Origin of the sequence: Formosa sp. Hel1_33_131 (genome assembly GCF_001735745.1) — a bacterium.
Taxonomy (GTDB): domain Bacteria; phylum Bacteroidota; class Bacteroidia; order Flavobacteriales; family Flavobacteriaceae; genus Hel1-33-131.
On record NZ_CP017260.1, the window covers coordinates 154,701 to 166,834 of the forward strand.

Annotated in this window: 13 protein-coding genes; 7 read left to right on the forward strand and 6 right to left on the reverse strand. The window is 36.8% G+C overall.

What is annotated here, in order from left to right:
* Positions 1-174 precede the first annotated feature (174 nt).
* Genes FORMB_RS00740 through FORMB_RS00770 form a run of 7 tightly spaced genes read left to right on the forward strand, consistent with a single transcriptional unit; the run spans position 175 to position 5,712 of the window.
* Positions 175-936 carry a ParA family protein gene (locus tag FORMB_RS00740; RefSeq protein ID WP_069675634.1) on the forward strand — a complete coding sequence of 254 codons (762 nt, stop codon included), beginning with the start codon at positions 175-177 and terminating at the stop codon, positions 934-936.
* A gap of 4 nt (positions 937-940) precedes the next feature.
* On the forward strand, positions 941-1,840 hold the full coding sequence (locus FORMB_RS00745) for a ParB/RepB/Spo0J family partition protein (protein ID WP_069675635.1): 900 nt from the start codon (positions 941-943) through the stop codon (positions 1,838-1,840).
* Positions 1,830-2,408, forward strand: coding sequence for a DUF5683 domain-containing protein (locus tag FORMB_RS00750; protein ID WP_069675636.1), 579 nt, complete (start codon positions 1,830-1,832; stop codon positions 2,406-2,408). Before FORMB_RS00745 ends, FORMB_RS00750 begins: the two co-directional genes overlap by 11 nt.
* Before the next feature lies 1 nt (position 2,409).
* Entirely contained in the window at positions 2,410-3,114 is a 705-nt protein-coding gene (dapB, locus tag FORMB_RS00755; RefSeq protein WP_069675637.1) for a 4-hydroxy-tetrahydrodipicolinate reductase, read from the forward strand.
* A 60-nt stretch (positions 3,115-3,174) separates the two neighbouring features.
* Positions 3,175-4,776, forward strand: a complete 1,602-nt coding sequence (gene lepB / locus FORMB_RS00760) for a signal peptidase I (RefSeq protein ID WP_069675638.1) — start codon at positions 3,175-3,177, stop codon at positions 4,774-4,776.
* Positions 4,777-4,785: 9 nt separating this feature from the next.
* Complete coding sequence (locus FORMB_RS00765) at positions 4,786-5,400, forward strand: WbqC family protein (protein WP_069675639.1); 615 nt, start codon at positions 4,786-4,788, stop codon at positions 5,398-5,400.
* 3 nt (positions 5,401-5,403) lie between these two features.
* On the forward strand, positions 5,404-5,712 hold the full coding sequence (locus FORMB_RS00770; RefSeq protein WP_069675640.1) for a DUF6122 family protein: 309 nt from the start codon (positions 5,404-5,406) through the stop codon (positions 5,710-5,712).
* Here FORMB_RS00770 and FORMB_RS00775 read toward each other — a convergent pair.
* From FORMB_RS00775 to FORMB_RS00810, 6 genes are all read right to left on the reverse strand, one after another.
* Positions 5,701-6,732, reverse strand: a complete 1,032-nt coding sequence (locus FORMB_RS00775) for an endonuclease/exonuclease/phosphatase family protein (RefSeq protein ID WP_069675641.1) — start codon at positions 6,730-6,732, stop codon at positions 5,701-5,703. The two genes, FORMB_RS00770 and FORMB_RS00775, sit on opposite strands and share 12 nt — an antisense overlap.
* Positions 6,733-6,738: 6 nt before the next feature.
* Positions 6,739-7,599: a rhomboid family intramembrane serine protease gene (locus FORMB_RS00780; protein WP_069675642.1), complete on the reverse strand. Its 861-nt coding sequence runs from the start codon at positions 7,597-7,599 to the stop codon at positions 6,739-6,741.
* The gene (locus FORMB_RS00785; protein WP_069675643.1) at positions 7,599-8,420 is read right to left on the reverse strand and encodes a rhomboid family intramembrane serine protease; all 822 of its coding nucleotides are present in this window, start codon (positions 8,418-8,420) and stop codon (positions 7,599-7,601) included. The genes FORMB_RS00780 and FORMB_RS00785 overlap by 1 nt, the downstream gene beginning before the upstream one ends.
* A gap of 1 nt (position 8,421) precedes the next feature.
* Entirely contained in the window at positions 8,422-10,257 is a 1,836-nt protein-coding gene (gene mutL / locus FORMB_RS00790) for a DNA mismatch repair endonuclease MutL (protein ID WP_069675644.1), read from the reverse strand.
* Positions 10,258-10,822: 565 nt separating this feature from the next.
* Positions 10,823-11,308: a 6,7-dimethyl-8-ribityllumazine synthase gene (gene ribH, locus FORMB_RS00805; RefSeq protein ID WP_069675647.1), complete on the reverse strand. Its 486-nt coding sequence runs from the start codon at positions 11,306-11,308 to the stop codon at positions 10,823-10,825.
* Positions 11,309-11,310: 2 nt separating this feature from the next.
* On the reverse strand, positions 11,311-12,102 hold the full coding sequence (locus FORMB_RS00810) for a tetratricopeptide repeat protein (RefSeq protein ID WP_442856521.1): 792 nt from the start codon (positions 12,100-12,102) through the stop codon (positions 11,311-11,313).
* Between the last annotated feature and the right edge of the window lie 32 nt (positions 12,103-12,134).

Here is a 12,134-nt window from a genome sequence, read left to right on the forward strand (position 1 = left end):
AAAGTAAGTTTGATTAAGAAAAACTATCTTTATATTTATTTTGATAAAAACAAAGTCAACCTCATTAAATTAAGACGCTTCAAATACAGTTAAAAACTTGATCAAATTCTTGAACAATTTGGTTTTTATTCCTCGTAAATAATTGTATTTTTACATAAATAAAAGAAAAAATTAATGGGAAAACTCATTGCGATAGCAAATCAAAAAGGAGGCGTTGGAAAAACCACCACTACGGTTAATCTAGCCGCTTGCTTAGGAGTTTTAGATAAAAAAGTATTATTGATCGATGCAGACCCTCAAGCGAATGCTTCTTCTGGTCTTGGAATTGATGTAGATAATGTCGCCATAGGAACGTATCAATTATTAGAACATAATTGTACGGCTGAAGAAGCCATCCAAAAGACGACTGCTACAAATGTTGATATTATTCCTGCACATATTGATTTGGTTGCCATCGAAATTGAATTGGTTAATATGGAACAACGAGAATATATGCTCAAGCAAGCCATTGAATCTGTTAAATCTAAATACGATTATATACTTATTGATTGCGCACCATCTTTAGGGCTGTTGACGCTTAATGCATTAACTGCTTCGGACTCCGTTATCATTCCCATTCAATGCGAATATTTTGCATTAGAAGGCTTAGGTAAATTATTGAACACCATCAAAAGTGTGCAAAAAATTCATAACGAACATTTAGATATTGAAGGGTTATTACTCACAATGTATGATTCTCGATTGCGACTTTCCAACCAAGTCGTGGAAGAAGTTCAAAACCACTTTACAAACATGGTTTTTAAGACCATTATTCAGCGCAACGTACGACTCAGTGAAGCCCCAAGCCATGGTGAGAGTATAATTTATTATGATGTAAATAGTAAAGGTGCTACAAATTACTTAAGTTTGGCTAAAGAAATCATAAGTAAACAGTAACATAATGGCCAAAGCTTTTAAAAAACAAGCCTTAGGACGCGGACTCTCTGCTCTCTTACAAGACCCAAAAAAGGAACCACAGACTGCTGTAAGTACAAGCAGCAGCCCTCAAGTAGGAACTATTGTTGCATTGGAATTAAACCAAATAGAAGTCAACCCGTTCCAACCCCGAACGCAATTTAAAGAAGAAGCCATCCGTGAGTTAGCTTCTTCTATTCAAGAATTAGGAGTGATTCAACCCATAACCGTTCGTAAAACCGACGCCAATACATTTCAATTGGTTTCTGGTGAACGTCGTTTTAGAGCTTCTAAATTATTAGACTTCAAAACAATTCCAGCGTATATTCGAATTGCAAATGACCAAGAAGCCTTAGAAATGGCATTGGTTGAAAACATTCAACGTCAAGATTTAGACCCTATCGAAATTGCTTTAAGCTACCAAAGATTGATCGATGACATCCAATTGACTCAAGAACAAATGAGCCAACGTGTTGGAAAAAAACGATCTACTATTGCTAATTATTTACGATTATTAAAACTAGACCCCTTAATCCAAACAGGAATGCGCGATGGATTTATCAGTATGGGACATGGAAGGGCCATTGTAAATATAAGTTCTCATGCAGATCAAATTGCTATTTATAAAGAAATTATTTCGAACAAATTATCCGTTCGAGCTACCGAAACACTGGTTAAAAATTACAATACTCCCAAATCAGTAAAAACCACTAAACAGAACGAATTACCTGATTTTGTTAAAAATGGTGTTCAAAAAATAGCGTCTTATTTTGGTCATAAAATTGATGTTAAGATGGAAAAAAAAGAGAGTGGAAAAATACTGATTCCCTTTCATTCTAAAGAAGACTATGACCGCATCTTAAAATTATTTAAAAGTGATAAATAAGCATTGGCTCCTTATATTTTTTTGTGCATTTTCGTTCGTTAATTTTGCTCAAAATACAGATGACACTCCAAAGAAGTTAGAAACGGATGCGTATGAGCCTGTAGTTATGGATCCTTTGGCACCCTCAAAAGCAGCTTTTTATTCTGCCATTTTACCAGGACTCGGACAGGCAGTTAATAAAAAATATTGGAAAATTCCCATTGTATATGCAGCACTCGGAACAAGTATTTATTTTTATTTAGACAATGACAAGTCCTACAAGCGCTACAGAAATGCCTACAAAAGACGTTTGGCTGGATTTGTGGATGATGAGTTTTATGGTGAAGGAGACATCCCGCTCCTCTCTGACGATGCACTCATTCGCGCCCAACAAACGTTGAGACGGAATAAAGAATTATCCTTATTAATTACCATTGGGCTTTATGCCTTAAATATTATCGATGCAAACGTAGATGCCCATTTATTGCAATATAATGTGGACAAAAATTTAGCGGTCAACCCATTCGTTGACTTCGACACTCCAGATACATCTGCTCAACTTGGGGTGTCAATCAACTTTAATTTTTAAAATGAAAATAGCACTTTTAGGATACGGAAAAATGGGGAAAGTAATTGAGAAAATTGCTGTAAGTCGCGGACATGAAGTGACATTGAAAATTGATAAAGACACCCCTCCTTATGACATCACTACCGTTGATGTCGCAATTAATTTTAGCACACCAGATTCTGCGGTCGAAAACATTCGAATAGCCCTTGAAAATGGCATTCCTGTGATTTCGGGAACAACGGGCTGGTTATCTGAAATGGAAGCTATAAAAGAAGTGTGCAGTGCTCGAAACGGCGCATTTATCTATGCATCAAATTTTAGTTTAGGGGTCAACATATTCTTTGAACTCAATAAACATTTAGCAAAAATGATGAAAAATCTAACGGACTATTCTGTAGATCTTGAAGAAATTCATCACACTCAAAAACAAGATGCACCTTCTGGGACCGCCATCACACTCGCTGAAGGAATCTTAGAAAATACCGCTTACGATTCTTGGGAGCTAGCACCTGTGAAGGATGCTAGCAAATTAGCCATCACTGCCAAACGCATCGATGCTGTTCCGGGCACTCATACAGTAAATTACGATTCTGAAGTGGACAATATTTCGTTAACACACACCGCACACAACAGAGAAGGATTTGGACTGGGAGCTGTGGTTGCAGCCGAATGGATTCTTGGAAAAACAGGAGTGTTCACAATGAATGACGTGTTAAACATTGGTTAAACTCTTGTGAAAAACTCGCACTAACCTATAAATTAGACATTTAAACAACTCAAAAATATTATGACTTTATCACAATGGTTTATTTTTTTCTTAGCAATTCAATTGATTCACGGATTGGGTACTTGGAAACTATACGTTAAAGCAGGTCGAAAGGCATGGGAAGCATTCGTGCCAATTTACAACGGTATCATATTCATGAAAATACTGAACCGACCAACTTGGTGGGTTGCGTTGTTATTTTTACCTGTGATTAGTTTAATCATGTTGATTGTCATCTGGGTGGAAACCGCACGAAGCTTTGGGAAAAACACGACAACAGACACTATTTTATCCATCGTTACTTTAGGGTTTTATAGTTATTATTTAAACTATTTCACAGATATAAAACATATAAATGAAAGAAGTTTGACTCCTAAATCCGGTTTGGGAGAATGGACGAGCTCCATACTGTTTGCAGTGGTGGCTGCGACTATTGTGCATACGTATTTTTTACAACCGTATGTCATTCCATCTTCATCATTAGAGAAATCATTATTGGTGGGTGATTTTTTAATTGTGAGTAAAATGCACTATGGTCCTCGAGTACCGATGACCACTATTGGACTTCCGATGGTACATGATACGATTCCTGTGTTGAATAAAAAGTCCTATTTATTTAGTGATAAAATTGACGAGCAAAACACTTCTTTAAAAAGTAGATTTCAACTCCCCTATTTACGAATTCCAGGGTGGGAAAAAATTGAGCGAAATGAAATTGTTGTTTTCAATCAACCGGCAGATACATTGCTGGATATGAATGACTTTAGACCAGATAGAAATTACTACAAACCCATTGATAAAAAGACCAATTTGGTAAAACGCTGTGTGGCGATTGCTGGGGATACCCTCGAAATCAGAGATGGATATGTATATATCAACGGTATTCAAAACGAACTTCCTGACCGCGCAAAATTGCAGTTTAGTTATGAAGTGACATTAAAACCTGGGAAAACGTTTGCAAACAGCATCATAGAACAGTTAAAAACACGCTATGACATTACCGATGGTATCTATGCGATGGGGAATAAAATCATCATTCCAGCAGCATCAGATGACGCCGTTAAAGTGTTCAAAAACCACCCGAGTGTCGCATCAATCACACGCTTTATAGAACCAAAAGGAAAAGCAGACACTGGCTTGTTCCCTCAAGATCCAAGTTATGAATGGAACCGTGATTTTTATGGTCCACTCTATATTCCCGAAGAAGGAAAAACAATGGAGCTTACTTTAAAAAATCTACCTGTTTACAAACGTCTCCTCACAGAATACGAAGGAAATACAGTCTCTACAAAAGGCAATCAGATTTTTATAAACGGACAACTTTCTAATTCATATACCTTCAAACAAAACTACTATTGGATGATGGGTGACAATCGTCACAATTCCATTGACGCCCGTGCTTGGGGGTTTGTACCTTTTAACCACGTTGTAGGAAAACCTGTGTTTATTTGGATGAGTTGGAATACCAATGGAAAAGGCTTCAATAAGATACGTTGGGATCGGCTGTTCTCAACCGTTCATGCTGATGGAGAACGCACTTCTTACTTTATTCCCTTCTTATTCTTATTAGCAGGATGGATTGGATACAGTAAATGGCGTAAAAGAAAAAATACAACGGTCTAATACATTTGAATGGTGCTTCTTTATCCAGCGTATTTCCCAAACATTGCTTCTTATATAGTGATGGCACAATCAGACGAACTCGTATTTGAAATATGCGATTCTTATCAGAAACAAACCTATAGAAACCGATGTTATATTTATGGTGCAAATGGAAAACTGAGTCTTAATATCCCTGTTCAATATTCTCAGAAAAACAGACAGAACACGGAAGAAATAGAGATTGACAACACTTCTAAATGGCAATCCATACATTGGAAATCTATTGAGAGTGCGTATAAAACCTCTCCTTTTTTTGAATTTTATGAGGATGAATTTAAAGAGCTATTTAACACACCAAAGGAGTTTCTTTTAGATTTCAATTTAGAATGCATTGCTGTCATTAATAGCTGTTTGGGTTTGGACCCTGTTGTATCCAATTCTGATCAGTTTTTAAAAACCAATACAGAATCAGACTATCGGTTTTTAGTGAACGCGCGAAAAGAATCTAAAATTGACACGACCACTTATATTCAAGTCTTTCAAGAGAAACATGGATTTATAAACAATTTGAGCATCTTAGATTTGTTATTCAACGAAGGCCCCAACGCTTTGAGTTATTTAAAAAATCATCCGATCACTTTTTAGGATATGATTCAAGGGCTCATCCATTATGGCATTCATTTGATCGCTCCCTTAGGGGTCGCAGTATTATTTTATAGAAAAGATTGGATAAAATCCTATGTCATTTTTTTGAGTGCTTTTGTCATTGACCTCGATCATTTACTAGCCACACGCCTCTTTGACCCTCATAGATGTAGCATCGATTTTCACCCGCTTCACTCCTACGTCGCAATTGGAGTGTATCTCTGTTTATTAGTCCCCTCAAAAACGCGTTTGATTGGAATAGGACTTTGTATTCATATTCTCGCCGATTACTGCGATTGTTTATTTATGTAACGTCAGTTCCGTGAAAATTGGAAAATGATCGGAATAAGGAACCGAATAATTTTTGAATGTTCCGACCTTGAAGCTTTGATCTGCTAAGATAAAATCAATTCGAACAGGAAAATATTTGAAATCAAAAGTACTGCCAAATCCAGTTCCCGAAGTCTCAAAAGCATCTAATAAATCCCCTTTTAAAATTCGATACACATACGAAAAGACAGTATTGTTAAAATCCCCACACATCAGCACTTTGTAGGGCGACTTGGCTACATGATTTGCAACCCGTTCAGCTTGGAATTGTTGTGCTTTAAAAGTGATCTCTAAGCGATTGAGGAGCTTGTTTGATTGCTCTTTATCAAGAGACTCTACATCTACATTGGCATCGATTCCAGACGACTGAAGATGGACATTATATACGCGTAGCGTATCTGATTTAATCAGTATATCTGCATAAATTGCACTGTTTGCAGAATTCGGGAAATTAATAAAACCAGAATCTATAATTTTATAGGTTGACAAAATAGCGAGTTCTGATTTGTTATTTTTTGCCGGATTGGTTTGGTGCTTATAGCGGTAGGCTTTAAAATCTAAATCTGTACTTGAATCATACTCTTGAAAACACAAGATATTAGGAGATTCCTCTGAAATAAACTTCTGAATTTTAGTGGAAATGGTTTTATCATCAATCCAGTCATACAAGTTGAACAACCGTACATTATAGCTCATCAGAGTAAACGTGTCTTCTGATTTTGGAGTTGACTCCGATGAAAACTTGTAAAAAGACAAAATGTGATTATACCCAACAGCAAGTACTAACAACGATAGAAGGACTTGTTTTTTTAGTTTGATAAGCCAATAGACCGTAAAAAGTATATTCAAAACAATCAATAAAGGAACGGACAAACTAAGGGTGGATATCAGCGCGTACGATTTTGGGGGTACATAAGACAAGCCATAAGATAAGAGCAACAAGAGCGCAAGCACTGAATTTATCAGAAATATAAACTTATTAAGAAGGTTTAAGTTTTTCAAATCTCTCTATTTTCCAGCTCGGAATAAAAAATCCTTTTCTGCTTGGGTTAAACTTTCGTAGCCACTTTTACCGATTTTATCTAAAATAAGATCAATTTGTTTTTGATGCGTAAAACGTTCAAACTCTTCTTTTTTCTTACCAGCATAAGAATCTTTTTTCTTCTTTTTGTGAACCGTTTTTAGCGGTGCCGTTGACCTAGAGAAATAGGCGATCATACGATCAATAAACTCCCCAATATCAGTACCCTTTTGAAATTGCGTTGCATAAAAATAGCCTAACACATACCCTCCAAAATGTGCGACCGAACCACCTGAGTTTTGAGATAATAAACCCGGAATGTCAAACAAAACCATCGCGATACCTATGTATTTTAATGGAAATTGAAAGGTGAAAAACCGTACTTCTTTGTTAGGTAAATAGGCACATAAAAAAATAATTACTGCGCGTACCCCCGCAGAAGCACCAACTAAAGGCCCTACCGTATTTAAAATGCCGGTCGGAAATAGATTATACAACAATACAAAAGCAAAACCTCCTGACAGGATGCCCAGTACATATACTTTAAGTGAAATATCTTGTTTAAATAAATTTGAAAACGAGCGTCCAAAGAAATACAAGACAATCATATTGAAGAATAAATGGACAAAACTATAATGAGTAAAGCCATACGTTAATAAAGTCCACGGTTTTGAAAGGACTTCCGAAAATGATTTTGAAAGCGAGAGCCATTCTAAATTTGCGCCACTCCCTTGAAGTCTTAAAGCAATAAAACTAACTAGAAACACAAGCACATTTGCGACAATGATTTTTTCAAATACATTGAGTCTTGATAATTTTTCTCTGATATCTTGATTTAGGTTTGTCATTAATTCCAACGGTATTTATCGAATTGATTTTTTTTCCAGAAATACATCAGCAAAAAGCCAGTGACCGCCCCTCCGATGTGGGCAATATAAGCGGTATTGCTAGGACTAAAAATAGACACGCCTGTAAAAGCTGAAAACAAGTCTAGAGCGATAATTCCAGGGATGAAATATTTTGCTTTGATTGGGATTGGTAAAAAGAGCATCATCAACTCCGCATTCGGGTTAAGCATTCCAAACGCGACCAAAACGCCCATAATAGCACCTGACGCTCCAACCATGGATCCATTACTTTTAACGTTTAAATCAAACAACATTCGAAATGAATCTCCATTGAGTTGATTCAAACTATAACCATAACTAGACATGACGGGTTCTAACTTAGACGCTAAAATTTCGCCTTTAAACATTTGATCGCTTATAATATTTAAACTGGATGCTTCTCTGATAAAATCAAAAGAAAAACCCAATGCTTTTAAGTCGCTTAACATCGGATATACTTGAATGTAATACACCAAAAAAGTCAAGGCCACAGCACCCAAACCTGATGAGAGGTAGAAAATTAAAAATTTTCGCTGACCAAAGATGCGTTCTACTGCGGTTCCAAACATCCATAATGCAAGCATGTTAAATAATAAATGCTGAAAACCACCATGCATAAACATGTGGGTAAATACTTGCCATGGCATAAAATAGTCACTCAACGGATAGTAAAGCGCTAATAACCCATAGAACAACTCTTTATTTCCCAATAAGTAAGTTCCTAAAAACACGATGATGTTGACAATAAGAAGATGCTTAACAGTTGGGGTTATTTGACGCATATTAATTGAATTTTTTATCGAGTTCTTCGACCTTTAAGGTTGTGAAAACTGTTTTGTTAGCGGGTGAAATTGAGGGCTCTTTACAAGAAAACAACGTGTTTACGATGTGTTCTTGTTCTTCTCGTTCTAATTTTTTTCCATTTTTAATCGCCAGACTTTTAGCGAGGGACTTGGACAATAAGTCGCTGACACTAAAATTCACATCGGGGACTTCATGTTCTATATCATGAATGAGTTGTTCGAATACAATATGCACTTCGGATTCTTTGACGCCGACGGGCACTCCTGTGAGTTCAATATTTTCATCTGTAAAAGAAGAAAAAACAAAACCAGTCGTTTCTAAAGCCTGTTGAAGGTCTTTTAAAATGGTGTTATCTGAGTTTGAAAATTTGAGTTCTAAGGGGAATAATAATTGTTGACTGACCGCTTCATTCACCGTGGTTTTACGAAGAAATTCTTCATATAAAATACGTTCATGGGCTCTGTTTTGATCGATGACAAGCATCCCAGACTTGATCGTATTGATGATGTACTTATTGTGTAATTGAAATGTTTTCTGTGCCTTTCGCTCTGTGGACTCATCAAAAATAGACGAGGTCATTTCATCGGATTCATAGTTGACTTGACTAAAACTATCTGTATTCGATTTGGATTCCAGCCCAACATACAACCCTTCCCAAGCGTTCCCTGCCGGTTTGGAATACGATGGTGCTGCGGATTGATTGGAGTTTGAAAATGGATTGAAAGCGCGATCGACTTCAACTTTTGGAAGTGCCGTTTGTCCACCCGCAAAGCCGTAAGGGGTATCTAAATTTTTATCACGATCAAAATCAAGTACAGGCGCAATACTGAATTGCCCCAAACTGTGTTTGACCGCGGCTCTTAAAATCGCATAGATGGTTTGTTCGTCATCAAATTTAATTTCCGTTTTTGTGGGGTGAATATTGATGTCAATACTTTTGGGGTCCACTTCTAAATTTAAAAAATAACAGGGATGTTTCCCAGGCTGAAGCACCCCTTCAAAAGCTGCTGAGATAGCATGGTTCAGATACGGACTCTTTATAAATCGGTTGTTCACAAAAAAGAATTGCTCCCCTCTAGATTTCTTTGAATACTCTGGTTTTCCGACAAACCCAGAGATTGTTAGAACCTCTGTTGTTTCTTCAACAGGGACTAGTTTCTCATTCATTTTCCCCCCAAAGGTACTGACAATACGTTGTCTGAAATTCCCTTTTAATAGATTAAAGAGATCGCTTCCATTGTGGTACATGGAAAAACTGATGGTTGGATGTGCCAAAACCACTCTGTGAAATTCATCAATGATATGGCGTAGCTCGACAGTATCGGATTTTAAAAAATTACGTCTTGCAGGAATGTTAAAAAACAAATTCTTAACTGCAATAGACGAGCCATTGGGCGTTGCAACCACTTCTTGGGACGTGAAAACACTGCCTTCCACCGACAAAAGCGTTCCTAATTCGTCAGAAGCTTGTTTGGTTTTCATCTCCACATGTGCAATCGCAGCAATACTCGCAAGAGCTTCACCTCTAAATCCTTTTGTATGGAGGTTAAATAAATCGTCGGCGACTTTAATTTTAGAGGTCGCATGCCGTTCAAAACTCAACCGTGCATCGGTCACACTCATTCCTTTTCCGTCGTCAATGACTTGAATCAATATTTTACCTGCGTTTTTTACGAGTAACTTGACGGTGGTGGCGCCTGCATCAATCGCATTTTCAAGGAGTTCTTTCACCACAGAGGCGGGGCGTTGTACAACTTCTCCTGCTGCAATTTGATTTGCCACGTGATCGGGTAACAATTGAATTATATCTGCCATCTACTAGAAAAATATACTTAAATCAAAATCTATAATCCAAAGGAACACAAATATCAAAATTAAAATTATAATGGAAACTCTTCTGTTCGCTACGGTATTGGGGTTTGTTTTTAAATCGTCTATTGCATTGACAAACTTGCCCTTGAGGTTTGTTTTTTCAATGGTGACACGTTGATCGTCAAATTTATGTTTAATCTCAAAAGGGCTTTGCTCACTTTTATAAAAGCGAGGTGTGTAATTATATCTCTTATTTTTTTTGGTGTTAAATATACCCATGACGTAACATTATAAAGTGTCTAAAATGTAGATTCCAATCAACAAAAGGACGCATGCAATTAAAAGCCAAGTTAATGAAAAACCACGTGATTTTCTAGTAGATTTCAGACGAAAATGTTCCTTATTTAAAGTCGAGTTATCTCTAGAGGAAGTCGATGTAGATGTTCTTAACTTAAATTTTCTGGGTTTTCTAGGAATCAATTGCTTTGTATTTTGAGACTCTTCAAAAATACTCAAATCTGTAGAATCAAAAACAAATTGCACTAAAAATTATCAACAGTTGTTGATTTTATAAGGTATGACTCAAATGTGCCATCTTAATTGCAGTGATGGCAGCTTCTACACCTTTATTGCCATGTGCTCCCCCAGAGCGATCTATGGATTGTTGGAGGTTATTATCTGTTAAAACGCAAAAAACAACGGGCACTTCATGAAGCACATTTAAATCTTTGATGCCCTGCGTTACACCATCACACACAAAATCGAAGTGTTGCGTTTCTCCTTTGATGACACTTCCAATAGCAATCACAGCATCTACAAGTTGTTGCTGCATTTTTTTAGCTCCAAAAATAAGCTCAAAGCTCCCTGGCACGTGAATAGTTTTGATATTTGATTCTTCTGCACCACAATCTAATAAAGCATCTATAGCGCCTTTAAGCAAGCCTTCCGTAATGGTTGAGTTCCACTCAGAAACAACAATCCCAAACCGCAAAAGTGTCGCGTCTGGGAGTGCTGTTGCATCGTAATTAGATAAGTTAGTGTTTTCTGTAGCCATGATTAGTTTATCGCTGCTTCCGCTTTTCCGATAAAAACCTCAATGTCTTTAGCTTCGGTGCTTTCTGGAAAGTCCGATTTAATTTGATTAAAGAATCCTAATGCTTTCGCATTATTTCCCAACTTCAAACCAATCATCCCCGCTTTGTAAAGATACATAGGCGTGGTATAGTCGTTTGATTTAAGTTGTGCTGCTTGTACATAATAGTCGTAGGCATCATCCAATTGCTCTAATTGAACAAATGCATCACCAATACCTCCTTTTGCTATCGGTCCAAGAACATCATCTTCAGATGAAAATGCATTCAAATAGGTCACAGCGTTCGTGTAATCTTTCATGTTTAAGTATGCCATTCCAGCGTAATAATTAGATAGATTTCCAGCTTTCGTTCCGCTGTATACATCTGCGATATCTAAAAAACCGTATTTACCATCTGCACCATTCAGTGCTAATGTAAATAAAGAATCTTTAGAAGTCCCATTGACCGCTTGGTCAAAATATTGTTGTGATTGAAACATATCGTTTGTGGCAACACTTTCTTTTGGTTCTTGAATAAATTTATCAAACCCTAAAAAGCCCAACACCAATACGGCTGCTAAACCTACGATGATAAAAATGTATTTTTGATTTTTTATAACCCATTCTTCAGTACGTGATGCCGATTCGTCGAGGGTGTTAAAAACCTCAGCGGTTGTTGATCCATCTTCAATTGAAGTCTCTTTTTCTGTCTTCGTTGACGGTTTTCCGCCTCGTTTCTTATATGTTGCCATGGTCGTATTATTATTGAGGTTCAAAAATATAATTTTTATTCGTAAAAAAAAGGCAA

What these genes read in the sequence shown, in the direction of transcription:
- FORMB_RS00740 (WP_069675634.1), top strand. Translation starts at nt 175, where the DNA reads ATGGGAAAACTCATTGCGATAGCAAATCAAAAAGGAGGCGTTGGAAAA.
- FORMB_RS00745 (WP_069675635.1), top strand. Translation starts at nt 941, where the DNA reads ATGGCCAAAGCTTTTAAAAAACAAGCCTTAGGACGCGGACTCTCTGCT.
- ribH (WP_069675647.1), bottom strand. Translation starts at nt 11,308, where the DNA reads ATGGCTACAGAAAACACTAACTTATCTAATTACGATGCAACAGCACTC.
- FORMB_RS00770 (WP_069675640.1), top strand. Translation starts at nt 5,404, where the DNA reads ATGATTCAAGGGCTCATCCATTATGGCATTCATTTGATCGCTCCCTTA.
- FORMB_RS00765 (WP_069675639.1), top strand. Translation starts at nt 4,786, where the DNA reads ATGGTGCTTCTTTATCCAGCGTATTTCCCAAACATTGCTTCTTATATA.
- FORMB_RS00780 (WP_069675642.1), bottom strand. Translation starts at nt 7,599, where the DNA reads ATGACAAACCTAAATCAAGATATCAGAGAAAAATTATCAAGACTCAAT.
- mutL (WP_069675644.1), bottom strand. Translation starts at nt 10,257, where the DNA reads ATGGCAGATATAATTCAATTGTTACCCGATCACGTGGCAAATCAAATT.
- lepB (WP_069675638.1), top strand. Translation starts at nt 3,175, where the DNA reads ATGACTTTATCACAATGGTTTATTTTTTTCTTAGCAATTCAATTGATT.
- FORMB_RS00785 (WP_069675643.1), bottom strand. Translation starts at nt 8,420, where the DNA reads ATGCGTCAAATAACCCCAACTGTTAAGCATCTTCTTATTGTCAACATC.
- dapB (WP_069675637.1), top strand. Translation starts at nt 2,410, where the DNA reads ATGAAAATAGCACTTTTAGGATACGGAAAAATGGGGAAAGTAATTGAG.